The 24,165-nt window shown below is 48.7% G+C and carries 23 protein-coding genes; 18 read left to right on the top strand and 5 right to left on the bottom strand.

Features of this window, described 5'->3' with window-relative positions:
• Window positions 1-135 precede the first annotated feature (135 nt).
• Window positions 136-1,683 (bottom strand): response regulator, encoded by a 1,548-nt coding sequence (locus MHH48_RS23835; protein ID WP_076325101.1) that lies wholly within the window; start codon window positions 1,681-1,683, stop codon window positions 136-138.
• A gap of 13 nt (window positions 1,684-1,696) precedes the next feature.
• Entirely contained in the window at window positions 1,697-3,430 is a 1,734-nt protein-coding gene (locus MHH48_RS23830) for a sensor histidine kinase (RefSeq protein ID WP_076325100.1), read from the bottom strand.
• A gap of 236 nt (window positions 3,431-3,666) precedes the next feature.
• Here MHH48_RS23830 and MHH48_RS23825 point away from each other — a divergent pair, with 236 nt between their 5' ends.
• The 3 genes from MHH48_RS23825 (at window position 3,667) to MHH48_RS23815 (ending at window position 4,743) form a co-directional block, all read left to right on the top strand.
• Complete coding sequence (locus MHH48_RS23825) at window positions 3,667-3,825, top strand: hypothetical protein (RefSeq protein ID WP_256720748.1); 159 nt, start codon at window positions 3,667-3,669, stop codon at window positions 3,823-3,825.
• A gap of 101 nt (window positions 3,826-3,926) precedes the next feature.
• Window positions 3,927-4,301: a sensory rhodopsin transducer gene (locus MHH48_RS23820; RefSeq protein ID WP_076325099.1), complete on the top strand. Its 375-nt coding sequence runs from the start codon at window positions 3,927-3,929 to the stop codon at window positions 4,299-4,301.
• A gap of 13 nt (window positions 4,302-4,314) precedes the next feature.
• The gene (locus tag MHH48_RS23815) at window positions 4,315-4,743 is read left to right on the top strand and encodes a GNAT family N-acetyltransferase (protein WP_076325098.1); all 429 of its coding nucleotides are present in this window, start codon (window positions 4,315-4,317) and stop codon (window positions 4,741-4,743) included.
• On the opposite strand, the gene MHH48_RS23810 is transcribed toward MHH48_RS23815, so the two are convergent.
• From MHH48_RS23810 to MHH48_RS23800, 3 genes are read right to left on the bottom strand one after another with little or no spacing between them, the layout of a single operon-like run.
• Window positions 4,722-5,924 (bottom strand): Ger(x)C family spore germination protein, encoded by a 1,203-nt coding sequence (locus MHH48_RS23810; RefSeq protein WP_076325097.1) that lies wholly within the window; start codon window positions 5,922-5,924, stop codon window positions 4,722-4,724. The two genes, MHH48_RS23815 and MHH48_RS23810, sit on opposite strands and share 22 nt — an antisense overlap.
• Window positions 5,921-7,012 carry a spore germination protein gene (locus MHH48_RS23805; RefSeq protein ID WP_076325260.1) on the bottom strand — a complete coding sequence of 364 codons (1,092 nt, stop codon included), beginning with the start codon at window positions 7,010-7,012 and terminating at the stop codon, window positions 5,921-5,923. Before MHH48_RS23805 ends, MHH48_RS23810 begins: the two co-directional genes overlap by 4 nt.
• 32 nt (window positions 7,013-7,044) lie before the next feature.
• On the bottom strand, window positions 7,045-8,577 hold the full coding sequence (locus tag MHH48_RS23800) for a spore germination protein (RefSeq protein ID WP_076325096.1): 1,533 nt from the start codon (window positions 8,575-8,577) through the stop codon (window positions 7,045-7,047).
• A 367-nt stretch (window positions 8,578-8,944) separates the two neighbouring features.
• Between MHH48_RS23800 and MHH48_RS23795 the strand changes: the two genes are divergently transcribed.
• The 15 genes from MHH48_RS23795 to MHH48_RS23725 all read left to right on the top strand — a co-directional run bounded on the left by MHH48_RS23795 (window position 8,945) and on the right by MHH48_RS23725 (window position 24,082).
• Window positions 8,945-10,027, top strand: coding sequence for a Gfo/Idh/MocA family oxidoreductase (locus MHH48_RS23795; protein WP_076325095.1), 1,083 nt, complete (start codon window positions 8,945-8,947; stop codon window positions 10,025-10,027).
• A gap of 27 nt (window positions 10,028-10,054) precedes the next feature.
• A complete protein-coding gene (locus tag MHH48_RS23790) occupies window positions 10,055-10,966 on the top strand; it encodes a xylose isomerase (protein WP_076325094.1) in 912 nt (303 codons plus the stop codon).
• A 100-nt stretch (window positions 10,967-11,066) separates the two neighbouring features.
• Window positions 11,067-11,858 carry a lipid II flippase Amj family protein gene (locus MHH48_RS23785; protein WP_076325093.1) on the top strand — a complete coding sequence of 264 codons (792 nt, stop codon included), beginning with the start codon at window positions 11,067-11,069 and terminating at the stop codon, window positions 11,856-11,858.
• A gap of 48 nt (window positions 11,859-11,906) precedes the next feature.
• Window positions 11,907-12,200 (top strand): hypothetical protein, encoded by a 294-nt coding sequence (locus tag MHH48_RS23780; RefSeq protein WP_076325092.1) that lies wholly within the window; start codon window positions 11,907-11,909, stop codon window positions 12,198-12,200.
• Between the two features lie 372 nt (window positions 12,201-12,572).
• Entirely contained in the window at window positions 12,573-13,271 is a 699-nt protein-coding gene (locus MHH48_RS23775; RefSeq protein WP_076325091.1) for a FadR/GntR family transcriptional regulator, read from the top strand.
• A gap of 90 nt (window positions 13,272-13,361) precedes the next feature.
• A complete protein-coding gene (locus MHH48_RS23770) occupies window positions 13,362-14,711 on the top strand; it encodes an acyclic terpene utilization AtuA family protein (protein ID WP_256720746.1) in 1,350 nt (449 codons plus the stop codon).
• Window positions 14,712-14,724: 13 nt separating this feature from the next.
• Window positions 14,725-15,051, top strand: a complete 327-nt coding sequence (locus MHH48_RS23765; protein WP_083659789.1) for a DUF4387 domain-containing protein — start codon at window positions 14,725-14,727, stop codon at window positions 15,049-15,051.
• A gap of 3 nt (window positions 15,052-15,054) precedes the next feature.
• Complete coding sequence (locus MHH48_RS23760; protein WP_083659788.1) at window positions 15,055-15,948, top strand: ABC transporter permease subunit; 894 nt, start codon at window positions 15,055-15,057, stop codon at window positions 15,946-15,948.
• A gap of 14 nt (window positions 15,949-15,962) precedes the next feature.
• Entirely contained in the window at window positions 15,963-16,835 is an 873-nt protein-coding gene (locus tag MHH48_RS23755) for a carbohydrate ABC transporter permease (RefSeq protein ID WP_076325089.1), read from the top strand.
• Window positions 16,836-16,905: 70 nt separating this feature from the next.
• Window positions 16,906-18,399 carry an extracellular solute-binding protein gene (locus tag MHH48_RS23750; protein ID WP_076325088.1) on the top strand — a complete coding sequence of 498 codons (1,494 nt, stop codon included), beginning with the start codon at window positions 16,906-16,908 and terminating at the stop codon, window positions 18,397-18,399.
• A gap of 13 nt (window positions 18,400-18,412) precedes the next feature.
• Complete coding sequence (locus MHH48_RS23745) at window positions 18,413-19,567, top strand: ADP-ribosylglycohydrolase family protein (RefSeq protein ID WP_076325087.1); 1,155 nt, start codon at window positions 18,413-18,415, stop codon at window positions 19,565-19,567.
• A 63-nt stretch (window positions 19,568-19,630) separates the two neighbouring features.
• A complete protein-coding gene (locus MHH48_RS23740) occupies window positions 19,631-21,751 on the top strand; it encodes an ADP-ribosylglycohydrolase family protein (RefSeq protein ID WP_076325086.1) in 2,121 nt (706 codons plus the stop codon).
• A 20-nt stretch (window positions 21,752-21,771) separates the two neighbouring features.
• A complete protein-coding gene (gene rbsK, locus MHH48_RS23735) occupies window positions 21,772-22,683 on the top strand; it encodes a ribokinase (RefSeq protein ID WP_076325085.1) in 912 nt (303 codons plus the stop codon).
• Between the two features lie 249 nt (window positions 22,684-22,932).
• Window positions 22,933-23,118, top strand: coding sequence for a hypothetical protein (locus MHH48_RS23730; RefSeq protein WP_074961828.1), 186 nt, complete (start codon window positions 22,933-22,935; stop codon window positions 23,116-23,118).
• A gap of 415 nt (window positions 23,119-23,533) precedes the next feature.
• Window positions 23,534-24,082, top strand: coding sequence for a nucleotidyltransferase family protein (locus tag MHH48_RS23725; RefSeq protein ID WP_076325259.1), 549 nt, complete (start codon window positions 23,534-23,536; stop codon window positions 24,080-24,082).
• The last annotated feature ends 83 nt before the right edge of the window (window positions 24,083-24,165 follow it).

Raw genomic sequence — 24,165 nt, 5'->3', positions numbered from 1 at the left:
CTCCCCTTTGTTGATAAACCACTTCATATCGCTTCAAATGTCAGTGCTTACATTCCCAATTATCTTGTTTCTGCGGGGAAAGAGTAAGGAAAAAAACCGTGCAATTTGTTTAAAAAGCAGAGATGTACGTACAAGTTAATCACTCCTTTTCATATATTCGGAGGGGGTGCACCCGATCTGTTTTTTGAACACCTGGCTGAAATATTGGGGATTATCGCCGAAACCGAGAAGCTCTGCCATTTCAAAAATCTTGATATCGGGATCGCTTATCATCATTTCAGTTGCGCACTTCATCCGCAGTTTCATCACGTAATTGGAGAATTTCTCACCGGTCTCCTTCTTGAACAGCTTGCCGAGATAGTCGGCGTTCATATATAGCATATCGTTTGCCACCAGATTGAGCGTAAGCTCCGAGTTGCCCAGCTGCTCCTCGATAATCTCAACCACCTTGCGGACGATGGCATTATATTTGACTTTGTTCTGCTCGAAGTTCCGCATCGTGATTTCCCGTACCGATTCTTCCAAAAAGGCTTGAATGGCTTGAAGCGTGCTCATCTCGGCGATCTCCGGAATCCGTGCATAGCGTTCTTGCATCTGATCCGGGTCGGTTAAACGGATAAGGGATACATACTGCTGAATGACATAGGATTTGGTCATATCGATACTAAGCTGCGCACGCTTCAGTTCCTGAATGAATTCGGCCAGGGCAAGCTCCGCTTCGTTGCGGTGGCCGGATCGGACCGGCATGCACAGGCGCTCCTCATCGAGGACAAACGTTCCTTCCAAGCCGCCGGCATGAAGCGTATCTTCCGTGGTGATCATTCCGCTATCATCCAGATAGAAACGGTAGTTCAGGCATTGCAGCGTATCCCGGTACAGCTTCCGCGCCAGGGTTACAGGTCCGGGATCGCTGATCGCGATTGTGACGTCCATCTTGTAATACTGTTTAAAAGTACACCGGATATCCTGCAGCTGTTGATGGAGCCGCTGCTGATCATGGTGGTTCTCGATTAGCACCAGAACATGCTGCCCGATCGTCGTACTCAGCAGCGTGGTGTCCAACAGATCCTCGGCGATGTTCTTCACGGCGAATTGATGCTCGTATTCGACAATGCCCTCCAGTTGGAACAACAGCAGACGGACGGGCTGATCGAAATTATATTCGAACAGGCTGCGGTATTCCTCCAGGTCATGGCGTCCGTAGGTTTTGTTGGTGACAAACTCTTTGAGCACCTGTTCTTTGACATGAGGAAGCACCTTGCGAAGACGGCCTTTCATCTCCTGGATAAATGATTCCTTGTTTTGGTTCAGGGTCAGCTCGTCAGTGACCTCTTTCAGCGCTCCTCCGATCTTGACCTCGTCGGTCGGCTTGAGCAGGTAATGCTTGACTCCGTACTGCATGGCACGGTTTGCATACTCAAATTCGCCGAAACCGGACAGCAGCACGAATTTAATGTGAGGGTGGGAGGCATAGGTTTTGGCTACGAGCTCAAGCCCATCCAGTCCGGGCATGCGAATATCGCATACGACGATATCCGGGCTCTCCCTGACGATTTTTTCATATGCCTGAATTCCGTTCTGGGCGGTACCGGCCAGCTCGGTTCGGTATGCCGACCAATCCACCATCTGTGATATGCCGTCTAGAATAATTCGTTCATCGTCCACAAGCAGAACTTTATACATCCGAATCCCTCCGTTATTTGGGTAATGACAGCATCACCCGGGTTCCAAGCCCCGATCCGCTGTCGATGGTTAACCCGTGGTGCTCGCCAAAAGCCAGCTTGATCCGTTCATCGATGTTTAACAGTCCGATCCCGTTACCGCTGGTGGCTATTTCGCCGCTTCGTAATCGCGTCAACGTATCCGGCGCCATGCCGGGTCCGTCATCCTCCACGATGACGCAGAACGCGGAAGGGGTCTCCTTGCAGGACAACGTAATTCGGCAAGGGTTAACGGAAGGCTCCAGCGCATAATGAATCGCATTTTCGAGCAGGGGCTGAAGGGACAGCTTTGGAATTTTGCGCTGCAAATCCTGCTCCTTCACATCCATCGTGAAATCTAGGCGGTCTTCAAATCGGAATTTCTGAATAATGACGTAGTTCCTAACAATCTCCAGTTCCTCTCCCAGTGTCAGAATCGGCTCCTTCAAGCTGACGGAATTCCGAAGAAGGAAGGCTAATGCTTGCACCATGTCGGAGATTTGGGTTTGCTTGTTCATCTTCGCCAGCCAGTTCACGGATTCCAGCGTGTTATACAGAAAGTGGGGGTTGATTTGGGCTTGCAGCGCTTTGAACTCGGTCTCTTTGATTAACAGCTGGTTCGAATAGTTCTCGGTAATGAGCGCGTTGATTCTCTCGATCATGAGGCGGAATGTCCGATGCAGCAGTCCCAGCTCGTTCATGGCGACAGGGGCAGCGTCCTGAGGCAGCACGTTGGCTTCGGCAAAGTTTCCTTTTTCCGCGAGCTTCATCCGGGTGATGAGACTCTCGATGGGACGTGTCAGGCCTCGGCTGAACCGGATGCCGAGCAGGATCGCAACTGCGAAAATAACGGTAAACACGATAATGACAAGCTCTTTGATGAATATGATTTGCTTAAAGGATTGATTAAAGGGCGTGACATTCATATACGTCCATCCGGTATTGCCTGATCGGTTATGTGCGATGAAGTAGGTATGACCATCCATTTCACGGGTAAGGTACCCATTACCAGATGATAGGGAGGATTGAATGACAGCCGGATCGAAGTGCGGGGTTGCGGGGTAGATGACATCCGTACCCGAAGTCACGATTAGGTCGCCCTCCCCACCGGTGGATTTCCGGACGATTTTGTCCATATTGATACGAATAATGATGGTTCCCAAGTAGTTAAGATCGAATAAGGTTCCAGAGTAGGATCTTATTTCCCGGGAAAGTAGAAGAGCCGAATCCATTTCGTCCGGGTATACCCAGCGTTCTTCTCCATCCGCCTCTCCGGCAAGCTGTAGAATAAACTCCCTTTTGGCGGGATGAATCGGGACGACACTGCCGACGTCCTGCTGTTTATCGTAGGAATCGATCAGGTGGATGGAATAGAGCATCGGCTCGGAGCCTACATAATTCAGGAGGCGGTCCACCAGATGCTGTCGCAGGATGAGGCGATCATAATCGGAGTCACTCCCGGCGATGGAACGTAACATATTTTGAATCTGGGTATCGGTAATGATGTTGAAGGATAACTGTTCGATCCGCTCGAGCTCTGACTCAATCGCAGAGGAGGACAGGTGTAAGACCTGGGATGATTTGAGGTACAGCTGCTCGTCGTAGATGGAGAAGGCATATTGCTGGACGATGACAGCGAAGGTAAATGCCATTGCAACGATTAAGCTGATAAGAAGGGAAAGCTTGTTTTTGATTTTCATATTTTTATAAATCGTTATCCATTTTTGCACAGCAACGTCTCCTTGCGCTGGTCCTAAAATGTTGTGTACACATTATGTACCGGGTTGTAAACGCTGTCAATACAAGCGCTGTTATTCCAGCACCTGGAATAATTAAAGAGACTTTGCTTATGTAGTCGGTTATTTGAACAAGGAGAACGGTTATTTGAATTTATGTTCGGAGGCTCCCAATCCATAATGGAGTTAGCTGAAATTTTAACCAGCTGGGTCCCGAAGGGACTAAATCCGTGTTTATGTGGGGGAGGCCAGGGGAGTTTCTTCTGTTTCCGCAGGGCGTCATGGACGACACTCATTTTCAAGAGCGCGGTGCGGCCCGGTTGGCCGACATGGTGGCTCGCCGTTTGAAGGCGCTTGGACTCCAGCCGTTGTCTCTGTTTTTGCGCTAGCGTGATGGGTCGCAACGAGGATTAAAGGAATTTTCGGTGTCCATAGCGAATGTATTTTTATTTATGCAGCCTAAATCCATGAGTTGCGAGGAGTGAAACGCATGTCAAAAGGCGAAAAACAATGGATTATTCCCGACGGGTATATCCCTCCTGAAAGCAGCGGAGAACTAACCAGTCATGAATCCGTCTGTGTGTTGAACTTAACCGAGCAGTACGTTGTGGTTACGATTCATGCTTACTTCGAGGATCGTGATCCATTGCTAGGAATGGAAACCATCGTACCAGCAAGAAGAACCAAGCACATACGAACCAGCTCGCTTCAAACGGACGGCGGGCACGGTATTCCTCCAGGTATTCCCTATGCTATGGAAGTTACGAGCAGTGCACCCGTATTTGTTCAATACAGCCGTCTCGATTCCACACAGGCCGAGAATGCCTTGATGAGTGTTATGGCGTATCCGGTAAACAGATCCTAAGGAAGGTGATTGTATGGTACAGACCGTAATATATACCTCAGAGGCGCCTGAGGATTTTCGTCAACTGGAAGCTTTGTACGCTTCGCTTGGTTGGAACTCTATTCATCTATCCGTTACCGAATTGAAAACCATGTGCTTGCAGAGCTGGTATGCCATCTATGCATATGAAGGGCATAAATTGGTAGGCATGGGACGTTTGGTTTCCGATGGGGTTATTACCGGCGTTATATGCGGATTAGGCGTACATCCGGATTATCAGTCCAGAGGGATAGGCCGCGAGATCCTCCATCGATTGGTTGAACATTGCGAGAAGTTCGGGGTCTTCCCGCAGCTGATGTGTGAGGAAGAGCTGGAGCCGTATTATGAGAAGCTGGGCTTTCAGCGATTCACCATTGGGATGAAGAAGGATATACAGCGAACTCATTCATCGGATGTCCCATAATCTTTGATCGTTATTTTCACCTCATACTGGATCGGAACCTCACTAAATGTTTGATCCCAATCTTTTTTGGCTGTCTTCCATATATGAGGATACTTAATTCTCAATTTGTTTCCGAAACCGGAAACGTCTGTCTTGTATTCATGTTGAATTTTATCGAGTACATTCTTTACCAAACGCTCAACCTCTTCTTCAATAGCTTTTTCCACTCTTTTCAAAAATTCAGTTTCAATGGGTTTCTCCGAAACCACCCAATGCTCGGCAATTCTTCCTTCAGACTCGACTTCTATATTAAACGAGATATTGTTTCCATCAACATGAGGTTTAATTTTACTTTTCATAGACAGCATTTCGTATACAATAGGCTGCCCTGTCTTTTTATCAACGCTTTTAACTAAACCGCCTTTCCCCTTTCCGGTTATCCACGTTAAGCCCTCTATTTCCTGTTCATTCAAAAAACCACGCAGTTTTTTAGTTTTCCCTTCAATGACGGCAGCTCCTGCAAATTTTATTTCTCCATTCGACGACGAGACGACATTTTGCAAAAGAAAGCTGGCTCCGGAATGCAGCTTCCCCTCTATTTTGGTAAGTGTAGTTGGAGGCAAAATTTTGGTGGTTCTTCCGTGACCGTGTGTCATTTCAACGAGCCGGAATGCTGGGATATCCATCGGTTTTTTCGATTCTAGTGTTTTACTCGCACGGTTTTGAGCAATTAGAAGGAGGCCGCTTGGTCTCATCTCTTGTTCTCTAATAAAAAAATCCAACATCTTTTGCAAATCCAAAGTACGCGCAAGATCCTCTCCAATGATAATCACTTTTGAATGTTCGGCAAAGGCACGTTTGTCGATTCTTAATACCATATTGCGTAAAGTAGGCAGGATAGCATCTCCTGTTTCAGAAACGTTGTTGTAAGCTTTTTTTGTTGATGAACCTGTTTTTGTTCCTTTACCTGTTGTCTCTGCGGTCAGAAATTGATTGGTTATCGTAATTTGATCCCGGTTAGGATACCTGCCTGTTTGTCCCGCTGACTCTTCCCGAGCCCCCTCCTGTTTTTCCAAATCCAATGAAGTGCCTACAATAAGGCCTAGATCTTCAATTTCTTTATTGCTCCAGCATCCAGTAAGAGGTAGGAGTATAAGAACCAACAGCGCACTCAAGAGGATCCGTATCGTGATGTGCTTCAAGCTTTTCCACCTCTCAGTCTCGATACTAGAAGTAAGATTAATGGTAGTACAGCAAATAATAATAACGCGACATTACCGATGGTATCCCCAAGTTTAAAGAGGTCATTAATATTTTTGGGAGTCATGGCAATGATGTAAATAATCGGAATCAAGCCATATACAAATGGATGGATCTTCTTTTTGAACAACTGAGCCAGCCCTAAAGCAGCCGCATAATAGGTAATGGTAAAGGTAGTGAATATTTGCATAATCCATATCACAAGCAGCAAAGATTCAAACCGTTCAAAGATCAAACCGGGGATTTCAAAACTTCGCATAAGCTCAAGTGTAGGCCATGTGCTCGTGACCACTCCATCGATCGATAGGGCTCCTATGACCATGACAACGGTTATGCCGTAAAAGAGCAAGGGGATGAATACTCCAACTAGAACAACTTTTACGGCTTTGTCCGGCTGTTTCATAAAGGCTACAAGGAGCAGCATAATTTCAGAACCTAAAAATGCAAGAGCCGTTGTCCTTATTCCTTTTAGCATGGGGGCAATTCCCAATCCTAATACGGGACGGAGATTATCAATCTCAAATATGCCTAAGCTCAAAAAGGCAACCAATAAAAAAATGACGATCGTAATTGGGAATATGATTTCAAACAAACGGGCGATCGTGTTTATTCCGCCTATGATCAGATAGAGACCTATCCACATAAAAGGCAGGATGATGGCCCAGGTGGGGGTACCTTCCAGCAAAAAAAGGCCGGTTACTTCTGCCATTGTTCTGACTTCATATGCAGAAATTGTAAAAAAGTAGCCGATCACAAGTAAACTGAGGAACCCGCCCACCCATTTTCCTACAATTTCTTGGTTATATTGATAAAAGGTTTTTTCGGGGAATCGCTTGTTTAATTTCACGATGATCACCCCTACGATCATTGCGATCATCCCGCCCAAAATAACGGTGATCCACACATCGGGTGTTTTCACCTTCTCCACAGATGTGCGGGGGAGGGTGAGGATCCCGGCTGCAAGAATATAATTGACGAGGATAACAACTGCTTGCGAAGTCGTAATTTGGTCTTTTGAACTACCTATCATGTTGGTGTATTTCCTTTCATAGAGAGCTATCATTAGCGGATGGAATCTTTCTTATGTATCGCCTTCCGAAGGCGTTTCATCTTCAAAAGTGGCATACGAATCATAAAGTCTTTCCAATCACTTGCTCGATAAGGAACGATCGGAGTGATATAGGGAACACCAAAACTCTTCAACCTCACTAAATGGCTGCAAAGGAAAAGGAAAAAGAGAACGACCCCATACAATCCAAACACAGCAGCGAAAAACATGGCTACAAAACGAAGCATGCGAAACGTAATTCCGGCGCTGTATTGAGGGACGGTAAAGGAAGAAATGGCAGTTAACGCCACCACGATCACCAAAATTGGACTGACAATCCCCGCTTGTACGGCGGCTTCCCCAATGACCAATCCGCCGACGATACCCATGGCCGGACCAATGGGTTTAGGCAATCGAAGTCCGCCCTCCCGCAGAATCTCGATGGCTATTTCCATGATCAGTGCTTCAATTATTGCGGGAAACGGGACGCCTTCTCTCGTGCCCATAATAGACAAGGCCAGTTTGGTTGGGATCATTCCCTGGTGAAACGAGACAAACGAAATATACAAGGAGGGTCCAAAAAGCGATATAAGGGCCGCGAAATAACGCAATAAGCGGATGAGAAAACTCGGTAACCAACGATCATAATAGTCCTCTGGTGAGTGCAGCATCATACTAAATGAAACCGGAACGATTAATGCGAAAGGCGTCCCATCTAACAAGATCGCAACTCGTCCTTCCATCAAGGCACTGTAAACACGGTCGGGACGCTCTGTATTCTGTACTTGTGTAAAAGGACTGAGGTAATTATCCTCGATCAACTGCTCTACGTATCCTGATTCCGGTACATCATCTATCTTTATTTTTTTGATTCTTTCCTGGACCTCTTCCACCAAAGCAGGGTCCGCCATATCTTTGATATAGGCGATGACAAGTTCTTTTTTTGAACGTAGTCCTACTTGAAACTTGATGATGGACAAGTTGTAGTTGTCACCATGCTGTCGTAAAAGGGCAGTATTATCACTTAACGATTCTGTGAAGCCTACACGTGGGCCTCTAACCAGTGGTTCCGATGAAGGTTCTTCAATACTGCGTGATTTCCCTTTGGTTGTACCGAGAATGAGCACATTCTGCACGCCATCCACTAACAGTGCGGTCGAACCTGTCAATATCTTGGACACTAAATCTTTTACATGATGTGCTTCGGTTACTTCACTAATGGTAAGAACTTGATTTTTAATAAACTCTTTAGAAACGGTCCCTTGCACAAAAGATGGATTCTGATTGTTTTTTTCGGAGAAGCTCACCATAAGAGATTTCATGATGTGTTTGTCGATGAGTTCTTTATCCGACAGTCCATCTAAGAAAATGAGGGCCGCACAAATGCCAGTGCCTCCTATATGAAATTCCCTAAAGTGCACATCCGAGTTATGGCCGATTTCTTTTCTTACCAGTTCAAAATCCAAGGTGAAATTCCCCGTAAAATGCTCTAATGAGGCTTGAGCAGAACTCAATGTTTTGCTTTTTTCATTCTCATGTTGTTTCATTGTTGATACCCGCCATTTCCTCAGTCTTCCTTTGAGTTATGAATCCATTTAAAAAACCTAGAGATCATATACGGAATCACAAATGCGATGAAACCCTGCATAAAAACCTTCCAATCCGGAAGGTAGGAAAGCACCATTTTCCACATGTTGATCCCCCTGCTAAGTCAACGTTAGCGTCGTTTAAACATAAGCCTCTATAATTCCATTATGATCTAAGCAACAACCGTTTAAACTTAAAACATCGACGATGCGGGGGTACATTAGACCATTGAAAAGTTAGGCTTGGCCAAAGTCACAGGGTACGGGAGAGGGAAATAATGTTAAAATAACATCAGGCGGGTAGCTTGATGTTAGGAGGTTTCATAAGATGAAGGCAATATCAGTAGGAATCATAGGGACCGGATTTGGCGGTACCGTTCATGCTCCCATTCTTCAACTGCACCCGGGGATAGAAGTGAAATCCATTGCTAGTGTCCATCGACAACGCACGGAGGACCGCTTGTGGAATGGAATTCCGTATTACAGGAATTGGCGTGACTTGCTGGAGAGTGAGCCGTTGGATTTGGTATCGATCGTATCGGCACCCGTCCATCATTATGAAATGACGATGCTCGCCTTGCAGTCCGGCCACCATGTCCTGACAGAGAAACCTCTAGGCATGAATACGGAGCAAACGTTACAAATGCTGAGAGAGTCGGAACGGCTGGACCGACATGCTTTCGTTAATTTTCAATGGAGATGGACGCCGATTCGGCAACGAATAAAACAGATGCTGCAAGATAAAGAGCTGGGAGATATTCAGCATATCAAATATACAGGGAGCTTCTCCGGATACTCTGTACTGGCTAATTCTTACCGGGGATGGGAAGCCCGCAGCGAGGATGGCGGTGGATTCCTGTTTGCGATCGGTTCGCATATGATAGATTCACTCCTATGGTGGATGGACGAAGAGATTACGGAAGTGTACGGCGACCTGAGAACCCAGATCCCTGCCTATAGGGGAGATGCAGGGCTTGAGTTCAGGGACGCTGAGGATGCCTTTACCTTTTCAGGGCGTTTTAAGGGTGGAACCTCTGTCCTTGCGGATGTATTTTTCCCGGGAATTCGTGGAGTCGGTTGGACGCTAGAGATTTACGGAACGAAGGGGACGCTGAGGATGCGAGATGACCATACCCTCGAATGCAGCTTTGGCGGGGCATTTGAATTTATTGATATTGAGACGTTCCAACCACCTGCTGATCTGGAGGCACCAGCGGCGCACTATTATAACGGCTTCTATCAGATGATAGATGGGATATACCACAGTATAACTGCAAACCAATCAACGTTGAACATGCCGTATTTCGTGGATGGCCACAGGGTACAAGCTGTTCTGGATGCAATTCGTCTGTCGTCCGAGACGCACAGCCGGGTCAGCGTTGATTATGGATCCATGATTCGGCATGGATAAGAGGAAAGTCAAAGGAGGGGCAAAGGCATGATTCCGAGGCGTTTACAGGTAGGGATGTGGGATCACTTTACGGAAGAACGATGGGATGAGCTTGCTGACCAGCATATCAGCGGGATGGAAATATGCAGCTTTCCGAATCGGGAGGCATTATTGCAGGTCAGCGATTATTGCTGCAGCCAGCGGATCGCTTTCGGTGTGCATGCCCCGATTCTCGGCGACGCTGGATTTCGATTGCCTCAAGTTAATGCTCCCGAGTCCGGGGACTTTCAGGAAGCACTAGAACAAATCTCGGCCGAGGTTCAGTTAGCATCCAGTGTGGGCGCAGATTATATGCTGTTCCATTATCCATTTTATCCGGTCTTCCAGGAGCCCTTTACCCCATATCCGAGACTTCCCGATCCTGCACATCGTTATAGTTACAACCAATTGAGCAAAACAAAATTCCGGGAAATTTCCAAGCGGTTATTTGAGTTTCTCTGTGAACTGCAGCTCCGATATGGGCAGCGTATTGTGCTGGAGCATGATTTTTTTGGTGATTACGAGGATGTGTTTGTGGATAGCTTTCACGCTTATCCTGAAATCGGGTTTGTGCTGGACACGGCCAGGCTTGATATTACCCGCAGGGCCTTTCACGGGTTTGATCCGTATCATTTTCTTGATCGGATGGCATCCCAGGTTTATTTGGTCCATTACAGTAACGTATTTTATGATGAGGACAAGTTCACGCATCATCTGCCTGTCCTGCCGGAGCAGGATCATGATGTGAATTATGGAGATGCCTACGCCTATTTGCGGTATCTTGCAGAACGCAATTCACGGTTTCATGTAACATTTGAACACAAAGCCAGTCTCATCACTCAACAGCAGCTGCATCAGATATATAGTCGGACGGCGTTGACGCTGGAAGAGCAGGGAGGGCACGTACTAATTCGATCGTAAATCGGATAGATATAAAGAGTGGGCTAGAGCTTACAGACTCAATTGGCGACAATACAGGGTACGGCGTTTGAACTGAACATCAGGTGGGGAGGAGCCCTCTATGATACAGAGCTTGATCGTTGTGTTTGTCCTGACGATGATTATTCATACGGCGGAAACCTTATCATACTCCGCAAGATATGCCGGGGTGAAGCTAAACAAGATTGCTGTTGCCTTATCGTTGACGGGGATCATTGTGCTGGTTTCCCGAACATCCAACTTAGTTCAAGCCCCGCTGACGGCCAAGTTTGTTGATTATGCGAAGGTGGATCCTTCGTTTGACGTGCTTTCCTATTTCAGGGCGATTTTGTTAGCGGCCTCGATCGGAACGATTGTCGCAATCGCGTTGTTTCCCACCTTCGTCAATCTGTTCAGCAGAGTCATCAGTAAGCTGGAGGTCGCCGGATCGATTCCGAAGCTGGTATCCAGTGTGACCATTGGACAGCTCAAGAACACAAGGCATTACATAAGAAAGCCCAATTTGAAATGGAGTCAGTTTCGTTACTTAGGAATACCTAAACGGTTTATTATGCTGAATATTGTGGTCACCGCTTTTTACACAGTAGGTGTCCTGTCATCTCTGTACGCAGCACATCTCGTTCCTCAGTACAGCACCACGGCATCCCAAGCATCCGGACTGATCAACGGAATTGCAACGATTATTTTAACGATATTTATCGATCCCCAGCTTGGTTTGATTACCGACAAGGCGACTCGGAACGAGGAAGCGAGGGACCAGCTTGGCAAAGTATATACGATGCTGATGGTTTCAAGGTTTTTTGGGACCATGCTGGCACAGCTGGTGATCATTCCGGCCGCTTATGTGATCAGTGAGATTGTGAAGTGGATATAAGGACTATGGTTGTGGTTAGAAAGTCAGAAGGAGAGAGGAAGAATCGTAATGACTCGTAAACGTGTAGTTATGGAATCCGTGCTGTTTGCTGCAGCGATATACATAGGTTATTTTGTATTTATGATCCTGCAAGGCCTGGTGCTAACACAGAGACATGTGCGGGATCTGGATTTGACCAGGCAATATGAACGGGCGGAATCCCTCCAGGCTCAGGTAGCTTTTGGAATGATCGAGCGGAATAGCGAATGGCTTACCGTGGCTGCAATTGGAGGCTTTATTGTATTGGGCGGCTTATATGGATGTGTTCGATGGATGTTGGCAAAACGAAGACCGCAACCCTAATATTGGATTTTCTAGAGAGCATAAACCCTGTCATGGATTTCCGTCCAAAGCCAGGGTTATTTGTTTTGAAATTTATAGGCGGTGTTGGATCAAAAACCTTATCTCATATTTGAAGTAAACCATACTCAACGGTGCGGATAACAAGGATAACGTGGATCAATAAGATGATGTGAAAAAGAAAAATCTGAAGATGATTGGGTCACCCAATTACCCGGTGTATGTCTTCAATCAGGCAATAAATATCTCCATAACGATGATGTAAGCGCTATTTTTTGTGCTTGACAGCCTTTTACGATGCGTTTATGCTAAACATGCGGTTAATTGGATCACCCAATTATCGTTTGCGCAAGTAGGGATAGAGAGGGTAGTCATATGACCATTAAGAAGATTAAATATCATCGGGTGTACGAGGATGTCATTGAACAGATCAAGAATCTGATTCTGGAAGGAAATCTGGCTCCGGGTGATGTTCTTCCGACTGAACGGGAGCTGGCCCAATCGTTTGGCATTAGCCGCGGGACATTGCGGGAAGCATTCCGCATTCTGGAGCGCGAAGGACTGATTGAAGCCAGACCCGGCGGCGGGCGCTTCCTGAGTAAGGCACTGGATGTTGCCGAGGATCGAAGCCGCATCCTGGACAATATTGAACGTGCGACTATCATTGAGTTGTTAGAGGCGCGTGAATTGTTCGAGACAGGAATCGTGGAGCTAGCGGCCAAGCGGGCAACCGATGAGGATATCGCCGAGATTGAGGCAGCCTTCGCGACGTGGGGGGAGATTGATCAGAATGCGGAGGATCGCTCGAAGCCGGATCAGGCGTTTCACCTGTCAATTGCTAAAGCCACGCATAACGTGGTCCTCGTCAATATGATTGAATTGCATATGGATTTGCTTCAGCGGACGCTGAGCAAAACAGCCCAGATTCCGGGTCGCAAGAGCGAGGTCTACGAAGAACATTTACTTATTTTGCAAGCTATTAAGGAACGCGATCCGGTAAAAGCAAAGCTGGCTTTGCTGAACCATCTCAGCAGGGTTAAAGAAAACATACAGAAAAACTACATTCATGTTTAAGAGGGGAGAATCGTACCCCTTTTAGCACAAATTGGATAATCCAATTATCCAATGGTCATGGGTGAATATTTTGGTAAAGAGGGACTGCAGATGAATACAGACATTCGAATTCTATCCCCCTGCGGCATGCTGGGATATGGATTTCCTGAACAATCCTTCATGAACGGACTGGAGTTCGAGCTGCACGGCATCGTTGTTGATGCGGGCTCAACGGATGGGGGACCGCATAAGTTGGGTGCCGGCGTATCGATCGTCAGCAAGCGGGCGGTTAAGAAAGACCTGGATATTATGCTCACGAACGGTTTGCCACGAAAAATTCCGATCATCATCGGCTCGGCCGGCGGCTCGGGCGCACGGACCCATGTGAAATGGACACTCGACATCATTGATGAAATTTTGGATGAGCGGGGACTTCAGGCCAAGGTGTCCGTCATATGGGCCGACTTCACCCGGGAGGAAATCCATCAGGCGAAGGAAGAAGGGCGGATTAAGGCATTAAGTCCGAATATTCCGCCACTCACCAGTGAGTTGATTGACTCCACCAACAGCATCGTTGCCCAGATGGGACATGAACCTATTGTGGAAGCGCTTCAACAGGGCGTGGACATCATCGTCTGCGGCAGGGCGTATGATCCTTCGCCTTTCGCGGCTATCGGGATCTACCACGGCAAGGACCCGGGGCTATCCTATCATCTGGGCAAAATATTGGAATGCGGCGCATTGTGCGCGGAACCGGGAACAACCAAAGACAGCATTCTTGGCACGATCAGCGACGATTCGTTTACCGTTCAGTCGCTTAACCCGGACCGGACGTGCAGCCCAACCAGCGTTGCGGCACATACCTTTTATGAGAAGGAACACCCTTATATTCTTCATGGTCCCGGATTTACGCTCGATTTGGAGAATTGCCGCTTCGAGGAAGAGGAGAAAGGCATCGTTCGCGTAACCGGCAGCCGGTTCCTTCCGGCAGAGAAATATTTCATTAAGCTGGAAGGCGCTAGGCGCGTCGCTTATCGGACCTTCGTGGTGGCGGGGATCCGGGATCCGATCCTGATCGGGAAGCTGGAAGAGGTTGAGGAATATGTTCGCAATCAGGCACGGGAATATTACCGGGAAATTCCGGAATCGGATTATCAGATTCAATTTTACAACTACGGCAAGAACGGTGTTCTCGGAAGCAAGGAGCCTGAGTCGTTCGTCGGACACGAGGTCGGCGTTATGTTCGAAGTGGTGGCCAAGACGCAGGAGTTAGCGAACAGCATCTGCGCCACGGTGCGTTCCACCTTCCTGCATTATGGATACGAAGGCCGTAAATCAACGGCAGGCAATCTGGCTTTTCCCTTCGCGCCAAGCGATATCGAGTTCGGTCCTGTCTATGAATTCTCCGTCTACCATCTGATGGAAATGAACAATAATGCTTTTCGGATAGAGCATCGATAAGGAGGATCAAACCATGACTCAACTCGGCGATTTGGCGAAGGTGCTGCGAAGCAAAAACTCAGGCCCCTTCGAAATTACTTTAGACGTGTTGTTTGATTCCAAAGAGCAATATGACAAAGTGAAACAGTCCGGCATCATTACAAAACGGACGATATGCGAGCTGTATCAGATACGGGAGGAGCAGATTCATCACCTGGTATTTTTCGACCAGGCGCTGGGTTTCAAAATCACGATGTCGCGGGATATATCGTCCGGCAGTGTCGGCGACCGAGACGTGTACGGAGCCCAGCAGCATGCTCCCCTCATGAAATTATCCATTGAACATCTGGAGGAGGGGTAAGCCATGAAGGTGTTGAGACGCTTAAGGCAGGATTGGGTACTATACGCGATGCTGTCGCTGCCTCTGCTCTACTTTTTTATCTTTCACATCATTCCGCTATACGGCATGAAGCTTGCCTTTCAGGATTACCGGATTCTGGGGGATCATGTATGGGTCGGGTGGAAGCACTTTAAGACGCTATTCAGCTCGCCCGCCTTCACAAGCGTACTGCAGAATACCATCATCATCAGTTTGATGAAAATCGTATTTGTATTCCCGATTCCAATCATGTTATCACTGCTTATTAATGAAGTTCGAAGCTCGAAATACCGCAAATACGTACAATCCGTGGTTTATTTGCCGCATTTTCTATCCTGGGTCGTTATTGCCGGGATCTGGATCAGCCTCTTGAATCCTGCCGAAGGCGGAGTCAATCTGATTGCGAATTTCTTTCAACTGCCGTCCGTTGATTACATGACCAGCAAAGAGCATATTCGTTGGGTGCTTGTATTTTCCGAAATCTGGCGAAGCGCCGGCTGGGACTCCATCATCTATCTGGCAGCCATCATGAAGATCAGCCCAGGATTGTATGAAGCAGCCAAGATTGACGGGGCGACCCGCCTGCAGCAGATGAGGTTCATTACGCTTCCTCATTTATATAGCACAGTTGTAACCGTCTTCATTCTGAATCTGGGCTTCTTCATGAATGCTGGTTTCGATCAAGTGTTTAACTTTATGAACGATTCCATCATCAGTGTGGTGGATATTCTGGACACGTATGTGTACCGAATCGGTATCGGGAACGGACAGTTTGCTTATGCAACCGCAGCAAGTCTGTTCAAGGGCGTTATCGGTATCATCCTCATCCTGGGCACGCATTTCATCTCGAAGCGCTTCTCGGGCAAGGGCGTCTGGTAAAGGAGGGAATTACGATGAGACGGCTGGAGATTTCGAAAATCGTTATTTATCTAATGTTGTTTGTGTTTACGCTCATGGTATTGGTTCCTCTCCTGAATCTGCTGGCGCTATCCTTAACCGATCCCGGCAAAGCCCACTTGATGGGCGGACTGGACATTTTTCCGAAGGGATTCTCAACGATCAATTACCAACTGTTATTGTCCAATCCCTTGATTACGGGCAGTATTCTGAATTCGGTATGGATTACCGTAGCGGGTACATTCCTGAATCTGCTGCTGACCTCCATGGCAGCGTACGTGCTGGCCAGAACCGAGTTTATCGGTAAAAAAGTTGTGTTGTTCTTTCTGATCGTCATTATGGTGTTCGAGCCGGGCATGATTCCCGAATACCTGCTGGTAAAGGATCTCGGACTGATGAATACGTTAACATCACTGATACTGTACAAAGCGGTCAACGTGTACTATCTCTTTATTCTTATGCGGTTCATTCAGGACATTCCGGAGGAGATTCTGGAGGCTTCCCGAATCGACGGCGCAGGTCATTTTCGCTTATATAGTCAGATCATACTGCCGCTGTCCAAACCGGGGCTGGCGACATTGGGTTTGTTCTACGGGGTATATCACTGGAACGAATATTTCAGAGCCACGCTCTACATTTCGGATCCAACCAAATGGCCGCTGCAGGTTGTACTCAGACAATTTGTTGTCCGCAAGGATAATACGTCCTTGATCGGTAACCAAAACATGTTCGACAGCTCGATCAACTTTGATTTTGCTTCCCTGCAGGCAGGTACGATCATGATTGCGATTGTACCGCTGTTATTCCTATATCCGTTCATTCTTAAATATTACGCGAAAGGCGAACTGGAGGGCGGGGTGAAGGATTAAGCGGGAAGGCGAAGGCAGCTAACTTTTAAGGCATGAATGTTCAAATTCAAAAAAGGGGAGAAAGATGAACATGAAAAAATTAAGCCTGTTATTCATCGTTGCCATGCTGGTTATGGTCATGTCGGCATGTACATCGAAGTCAAACACGCCGGGAGCAGGTCAAACTGAACCCGGAACCGCCCAGTCTGACGGGACCGGGGATCCGGTTACGCTGAAGATCGTGTACAAGGATGAAGGAACGGCAAACCCCGTTTCGGTTAAATTCTTCGAGACCTTGGAGAAATCCCTGGCTGAAGACGAAGGCTTGAACGTGAAATTCGAGCTTGTGGATCTGGCACAAGGCAGTTATGCCGAGAACCTGAATCTGCTGCTGCTGGGCGGAACCATTCCGGATATCATCTATTTCCAGGGCGGTGACCAGCAAATTGCCGATCAAGGTCTGTTGGAAGATCTGACACCTTATATTGAAAATTCAACTTACATCAAAAATATCATGGAGCCGCACAACAAGACCCGGATGGCAAGTTATCCGTATCTGCTGTGGATCAAACCGCTCGCACCTAAAACACCGGTCATCCGGGCGGATTGGTTTAATGCCATGGAGAGCTCCAAGGCCTTGATGGAGAACCCGAGTGTCGACAATTATTATGCCTTCTTCAAGGAACTGGTGGAGAAGAAGCCGGGTGAAGGTAAGCCGAGCTACGCGCTGACGGCAGCAGGCGATATTGCCGAGATCAACTTTATTTTCAATACGGCTTTCGGTTTGGATACGACTTGGCTCAAGAAGGAAGACGGAACTTATGAGTATTCCAAGGTTTCTCAGAAAGAAAAAGAAAAGCTGACGTTCTACAATAAGCTCTACAAGGAAGGGCTGCTGGACCCGCAATTCATTACAAAACAATGGGATACCAAGGAGGACGCCTTCTATAAAGGGGAAGCTGCCGTTATCACGGGCACAGCCGGTAAAATCATCGATTTGTATGATGGAAGAATGCAGGAACTGGGCGGAGATGACGCCAATCTGATCGTGCTGCCGCCGGCCAAGGGCGAAGCGCAGGGCTTCGGGGCAACCGACGTGACGAAGGAATCCAGAGGGCTTGCGATCTCTTCGCAGTCACCGCATAAAGACGTAGCGTTCAAGGTGTTCGATTACCTTGCAAGTCCGAAGGGCCAAATGCTGGACCGCCTCGGTTTCGTAGATGAGCATTACAAGGTGGTTGACGGCGAGATCGAGCTGAACGAGAAATATTACAGCGAATGGTATGCGCGTTTCTGGGAGCCAACCGAAATCCAATCGGAAACGCCATTGAAAACGCCGCTCCTGGGTGAGCCGGGTACCGAATCGCTGAAAATGGCTACCGAATTCTACACGGAAGACAACAACTTTATCATTCCCGAGCAGTTCATTGCCAACTGGGACGCGATGAACAACCTGTACAAGGAATACTCGACGGACTTTATTACGGGCAAGAAGGACTTGTCCCAATTCGACCAATTCGTTGAAGCCTGGAATGCTGCGGGCGGTGCAGAAATTACGAAATATGCCAACGAAAACATCAAGTAAGGAGCCTATGACTATGACTTTGTTTCGTGACCGGGTGAGGGGCGTGGTGGTATCCACCGCGCTCGGAGACGCAATGGGAGCTCCAATCGAGAAATTGACGTACGAGGAGATCAAGTCCAAATACGGACGCGTGGAATCTCTTATGACAAGATGGCATAAGATGGATCTGCCTGCCGACGTCCGGCTTGGACGGGTAAGGGGCGACGGGATTGTCACGGACGATACGCTGATGACCATTGCGCTCATGAATGTTTATCTTACTGAAGGCCGGCATTTGGATGCCTATGATATGGGCAATGAATTCGTGAAGGAGATTGCCTTCCGCAAGACGTTTGTCCCGGAGCTGAATGAGGAGACGTTGATCATTGACCGGTTGTTCTATCCGGAAAAATACATCTTCATGCGTCATGTGCTGGCTAATTGCGATCCGAGAGAAGGCGGCATCGGGAATATGGTGAATTGCGGGGCGGCGATGTACATCGCCCCGATCGGGATCGTCAATGCGGGCAATCCCAAGGCGGCTTATGATGAAGCCATCCTGTTTGCGATGGGTCATCAGAGCAGCTACGGTCTGGAAGCCGCAGGCGTTCTGGCTGCTTGCGTGGCGAAGGCCTTTGAGCCGGGGGTGAGTGTGGACGATATTGTCCGCACCGCGATCAGCCTGGCAAAAGACGGCACGAAAGCAGCCATTGTGGAAATGACGCAAGCCGCCCGCGAATTGCGGCATCAGCGGGATGACATGGACAAAGTGATCGAGGTATTGCAAGCGATCATGCTCAAATATTCGCCGATGGGCGATGACGTGAGTCGCCATATCGACAAGGTCGGCATCCCGAGCAACCATTATACGCCAAGCCGCCTATGGTCGATTGAAGAGCTGCCGATGGCACTGGCGTTCATCGTGCTCAATGACGGAGAGTACTACCGTTCGATCCTGGACGGGGTTAATTCCGGGCGCGACACGGACTCGATCGGCGTCATGGCCGGGGTGATCCTGGGTGCCATGTACGGCAGCGAGGTCATCCGCAAGGAAGATATCGAGCAGCTGAATAAGGTGAACCGCTTGGACCTATGTGCCATCGCGGACAGGTTCAGCGGCATTGCCGCGCAGATCATTGAGGAGGATCTTCGCATCAATGAATCTCGGAAGAATATTGTGAGTCCATAGTTTTTCACAAGCAATTGCAGCTTAGCGGATGTAGAGGAATGGTTGATACAGGAGGGAGAGCAAATGATACCTAAACATTATGTAGAGACGGTATATGCGGGATTCATCGGCATGAACATCGGCATAAGGCTCGGTGCTCCCATCGAACCGGTAGCTTGGACGTATGAACGCATTCGGGACGTATACGGCGATATCCGGGATTACGTGAAGCCGTACAAAACCTTTGCCGCGGACGATGACGCAAACGGTCCGGTTTTCTTTATTCGCGCGCTGTATGACGATGCGACGGACCGCGAGCTTGAGCCGGAGGACGTGGGTAGAGCATGGCTCAATTACGCAAGGGAAGGGATCGGCATGTTTTGGTGGGGCGGCGAGGATATCAGTACGGAGCACCGTGCTTATGTTAATCTGCGCAAAGGCATTTCAGCCCCCCGCTCCGGTTCGATTGAGGTCAACGGCACGGAGATGGCGGAGCAGATCGGCGGCCAGATCTTCATCGATTCCTGGGGCCTGCTGTTCCCGGGTCAGGCGGAGAAAGCGGCGGATTATGCGGAAAAAGCCGCCAGTGTTTCGCACGACGGCAACGGGCTGTACGGCGCCCGCTTCATGGCTGCTTGCATAGCCAAAGCCTTTGATGCTTCATCCATGGATGAGATTATTGCGGAAGGACTGCGCATGATTCCGGATGACTCCACTTATGCGCGCGTGGTGCATGCGGTCACGGACTTCCACCGGGAGAAACCTTCCGATTTCCGCGCTTGCCGTCAATACTTGGAGGATCACTGGGGATACGATAAATATACGGGTGTCTGCCACATTATCCCGAATGCAGGGATCTGCGTGCTTGCCCTTCTGTATGGTGAGGGGGATTTTGCACGCACGGTCGAGATCGCATCGATGTGTGGCTGGGACACCGATTGCAACGCCGGAAACGTGGGCACGATCCTTGGCGTTTACGGCGGCCTGGCGGGGATTCCGGATCATTATCGCAAGCCGATCAATGACTTCATCGTGGCTTCCAGTGTATCCGGTTATTTGAATCTGGTGGATTTCCCGACATTTGCCAAAGAGCTTGCATTGCTTGGCTATCGCCTCAATGGAGAGAAGGCCCCCGAAGCGTTGGTGTCGCGGGTGAAGCAAGGCGAGGTGTATTTCGATTTCGATCTGCCGGGGTCCACGCACGGCTTTCGGACAAGCAATTCGTTCAAGACGCCTGTCTTGCGCCATTCAACCAAGAATACGTATGATAGCAGAGGATCCTTGGAAGTGGTCTTTGACCGACTGGTAGAAGGCGACAGCAGCAAAATCTACTATAAACCGTTCTATCGCCGGGCGGAGTTTAACGATGAGAAATATAAGCCGACCTTTGCCCCCCTGGCCTATAGCGGGCAGACCGTATCCGCCCAAATTTATGTGGATCAGTGGGAAGGCGAACCAGTAACCTTGACTCCGTATGTGCGAAATACTTATACGCAGGAGGAAGTGCGTTTGGCAACGTATACTCCAGCGTGCGGAGAGTGGAACGCGGTTGAATTCGTCATTCCGGATACCGAAGGCGCCATGATCGATGAGATCGGCTGGATCTTGGAGAGCCCGTCGCCGCTCTTGAACCGCGCTATCGGTAGTTTGTTCGTCGGTCAATTCCGCATCACGGGAGCTGCGGATTATACGATCGATTTTGCCAAGCAGGCCAAAGAGTTCGCTTCTGTCACTCCATTCTCGCATCATCGAGGAAAATGGGAGCTGCGTGGCGGGGCATTGCATTGTATATCTAAAGGGGATACCTCGTCCTATTCCGGCAATTACTATGCAGGAGATATGGAGATTGAAGCGACCATTAGACCAATATCAGGCACCAGCCATTGTCTGATTACGAGGGCGCAAGGGGTCATGCGGCATTATCTGGCCGGGTTCGACGGTCCGAATTCCGTATCGTTTATCAAACAGGACTTCGGGATCAAGCGTCTGATTACGGCAAGATACGATTGGGAATGGGGGAAAGAATACCGCCTGAAGCTGGTGTCCGAGAAGGATCGGTTCATCTTGTATATTAATGGAGACCATGTGCTAGAATGCAAGGAAACCGCCTATGGTCATGGCATGTTCGGCTTTGGCTGCTTGGAGGATGGCGAGAATGAGATCAGGGATGTTCACGTCCGTACATCAGAGCCGAAGTTGGTTTAAGAGAAGGGAGCAGGTTATCTTTGCGCAAGCTAGTTGTCATTGGAAGCATTAATATGGATGTTGTGAGTAATGTAGAGCAGTTTCCCCGGCCGGGAGAAACGATTCATAGCAGAGGCACATCTTTTTTTCCTGGGGGTAAAGGAGCGAATCAGGCTGTGGCTGCAGCCTCAGCAGGTGCGGATTGTGTCATGGTCGGCGCGGTCGGTCTTGATCCTTTTGGGAATACCCTGGTTGCTTCCTTGGAGGAGCGCGGGGTTGGCGTTACATCCGTCCTCTCCAAGACAGGCACCTCGGGGATGGCGATCATCACGGTTAACGAGGCGGGCGAGAATTATATCGTGTTGTCGGAAGGAGCCAATGGGCGGTTGACTGAAGAAGATGTTGCGACTGAGGTGAAGTGGGATGGAGTATATGCTGTACTGCTGCAAAATGAAATTCCATGGCAGACAACGCAGTATGTTATCCAATCGGCCAACAAGGCAGGCGTTCGCGTCTGGTTGAATCCGGCGCCTGCGCGAAAGATCTCTCATGACGTGTTGCCGCTGATCGATACCTTGATTGTGAACGAGACGGAAGCCGAAGTGGTAAGCGGCCTGAAGGTGGAGGACACTGCTTCAGCGGATGCGGCTGCAACGTCGATTATCGGCAGAGGCACCTCCAACGTGATCATCACCCTTGGCGAGCAAGGCTGCTTCTATGGGAATGCACAAGGTGAGCGTTTCACCGTTCCGGCTTTCCGCGTCAGACCCGTGGATACCACGGCGGCAGGAGATACGTTCATCGGTGCTTATGCGGCAGCTTGCACGGAGGGGCTGAAAACGGAAGAAGCCCTTCAGTTTGCAACTGCAGCGGCTGCATTGACGGTGACCCGGCCAGGCGCGCAAGCCTCCATACCGTCCAAGGAAGAGATTCTGGCTTTTATAAATAAGTAATTCGTTGCAAAAGCGGGAGGGCGTCTTCATTGCCTTCTCGCTTTTGTTATCTTACCCACTCGTTTTTCTAATGTGCGACGGAGGCGTACCATGAGGGCGATCCACCATCTATTCCGGATCTGATGAGGTTGCAATGGTTGTGAGCGATGGTATGTGAGATCTAAATGGAGCTGCCCGACATGTTCTGCTGAACCCTTTCATATAAGTAAGAGTGATAATAATGAATCTATGAAATGGGGTATCTGACTAATGGCAAAACAAAAAAGAGGCAAATCCTTGTGGAACCTACCAACTCGCGCGCGCGGTACATGTCCGGTGTGCAAAAGTACCCGAACGAAATTGTTGTATCCCCGAACCAAATCGGACGGGACTGCCCTGAAAGTGTGCAAGCGCTGCGACGGCGCTTCGCAGGAGCGGGTGGACGCGGCTGTGTAGCTAGCACCACTGGACTTGATTGTTCGGTAGTGGGATTATTTCGTGCATGGCTGTCCGAAATCCGGCTTATAAGCTCTCTTACATGAGCATACCGAAGTCAATCTGGCTCAAGTTGAAGCTGTTATGGCGCATGCATGCTCAGATTCCTGTCCAACATGCAGCTCGGGTATCACCCGCTGCGTCCCATAATCCCTGCCTTCTCTTGCCGTTCAGGGATTATCTGGAATATAATAGTTATATCTATGAGTGTGCATAGACCGTTTCCTTCTCTCGTGAAGCGGTCTATGCTTTTTTACACGAATACAGGATTTTAGGGTTACGCTCTTATTCAAGTTGCAGCTAACTAGTATAAGAACTTGTGGCAGTTGAATGGTAAGAGGGCTGAGAAGAATTTAGGTCATTGGCGGTGGATGGTATGTTAGAGAAACGGTTAAAGGAGTACATAAGACAGCATCAGCAATTGATGACGGATTTGGACATCGTTCGTGACTTAGGGCTGCCGCAATGCTATATTGCTGCAGGCTACATCCGAAATTATGTGTGGGACTTGCTTCATGGGTTAGAAGGGACGGATCGGCATACGGATATCGATGTGGTGTATTTCGATCCGGAAGATGTGTCTGAAGCCCGGGATATTCGATTGGAAGAGCTTCTAAGAACAACCACGGGGAACCCGAAATGGTCGGTCAAGAATCAGGCCAGAATGCATGTGAAGAATGGAGATGAACCCTATCACTCGACCCATGATGCGTTAGCTCATTGGACGGAGACGGCTACCGCGGTCGGGGCAAGGCTGAACGCCGAAGGAGAGCTTGAGCTCTGCTGTCCTTACGGACTGGAGGATTTATTTGCGCTTCGTGTTCGCAGATGCCCAAACTTTCATAAGCGACGCTATTATTTGGAACGGGTAGGAAAGAAGCAATGGCAGGATCAGTGGCCGCAGCTAACGATAAGCGAAGATTAGAAAAAGGTATCCTAGCAGGAGTTGCAATGAGCAAGGAAATGGGCTTGTCCTTATGGAATTTATAGAGTGACCTTATAACGGCC

It is taken from the genome of Paenibacillus sp. FSL F4-0100 (genome assembly GCF_037993005.1).
Taxonomy (GTDB): Bacteria; Bacillota; Bacilli; order Paenibacillales; family Paenibacillaceae; genus Paenibacillus_AQ.
The sequence above is the reverse complement of the archived record's forward strand: the minus strand, read 5'-3'. Positions and strand labels throughout refer to the sequence as shown.

What these genes read in the sequence shown, in the direction of transcription:
- MHH48_RS23835 (WP_076325101.1), bottom strand. Translation starts at nt 1,683, where the DNA reads ATGTATAAAGTTCTGCTTGTGGACGATGAACGAATTATTCTAGACGGC.
- MHH48_RS23820 (WP_076325099.1), top strand. Translation starts at nt 3,927, where the DNA reads ATGTCAAAAGGCGAAAAACAATGGATTATTCCCGACGGGTATATCCCT.
- MHH48_RS23815 (WP_076325098.1), top strand. Translation starts at nt 4,315, where the DNA reads ATGGTACAGACCGTAATATATACCTCAGAGGCGCCTGAGGATTTTCGT.
- MHH48_RS23805 (WP_076325260.1), bottom strand. Translation starts at nt 7,012, where the DNA reads ATGATAGGTAGTTCAAAAGACCAAATTACGACTTCGCAAGCAGTTGTT.
- MHH48_RS23800 (WP_076325096.1), bottom strand. Translation starts at nt 8,577, where the DNA reads ATGAAACAACATGAGAATGAAAAAAGCAAAACATTGAGTTCTGCTCAA.
- MHH48_RS23795 (WP_076325095.1), top strand. Translation starts at nt 8,945, where the DNA reads ATGAAGGCAATATCAGTAGGAATCATAGGGACCGGATTTGGCGGTACC.
- MHH48_RS23790 (WP_076325094.1), top strand. Translation starts at nt 10,055, where the DNA reads ATGATTCCGAGGCGTTTACAGGTAGGGATGTGGGATCACTTTACGGAA.
- MHH48_RS23785 (WP_076325093.1), top strand. Translation starts at nt 11,067, where the DNA reads ATGATACAGAGCTTGATCGTTGTGTTTGTCCTGACGATGATTATTCAT.
- MHH48_RS23780 (WP_076325092.1), top strand. Translation starts at nt 11,907, where the DNA reads ATGACTCGTAAACGTGTAGTTATGGAATCCGTGCTGTTTGCTGCAGCG.
- MHH48_RS23775 (WP_076325091.1), top strand. Translation starts at nt 12,573, where the DNA reads ATGACCATTAAGAAGATTAAATATCATCGGGTGTACGAGGATGTCATT.
- MHH48_RS23770 (WP_256720746.1), top strand. Translation starts at nt 13,362, where the DNA reads ATGAATACAGACATTCGAATTCTATCCCCCTGCGGCATGCTGGGATAT.
- MHH48_RS23765 (WP_083659789.1), top strand. Translation starts at nt 14,725, where the DNA reads ATGACTCAACTCGGCGATTTGGCGAAGGTGCTGCGAAGCAAAAACTCA.
- MHH48_RS23760 (WP_083659788.1), top strand. Translation starts at nt 15,055, where the DNA reads ATGAAGGTGTTGAGACGCTTAAGGCAGGATTGGGTACTATACGCGATG.
- MHH48_RS23755 (WP_076325089.1), top strand. Translation starts at nt 15,963, where the DNA reads ATGAGACGGCTGGAGATTTCGAAAATCGTTATTTATCTAATGTTGTTT.
- MHH48_RS23750 (WP_076325088.1), top strand. Translation starts at nt 16,906, where the DNA reads ATGAAAAAATTAAGCCTGTTATTCATCGTTGCCATGCTGGTTATGGTC.
- MHH48_RS23745 (WP_076325087.1), top strand. Translation starts at nt 18,413, where the DNA reads ATGACTTTGTTTCGTGACCGGGTGAGGGGCGTGGTGGTATCCACCGCG.
- MHH48_RS23740 (WP_076325086.1), top strand. Translation starts at nt 19,631, where the DNA reads ATGATACCTAAACATTATGTAGAGACGGTATATGCGGGATTCATCGGC.
- MHH48_RS23730 (WP_074961828.1), top strand. Translation starts at nt 22,933, where the DNA reads ATGGCAAAACAAAAAAGAGGCAAATCCTTGTGGAACCTACCAACTCGC.
- MHH48_RS23725 (WP_076325259.1), top strand. Translation starts at nt 23,534, where the DNA reads ATGTTAGAGAAACGGTTAAAGGAGTACATAAGACAGCATCAGCAATTG.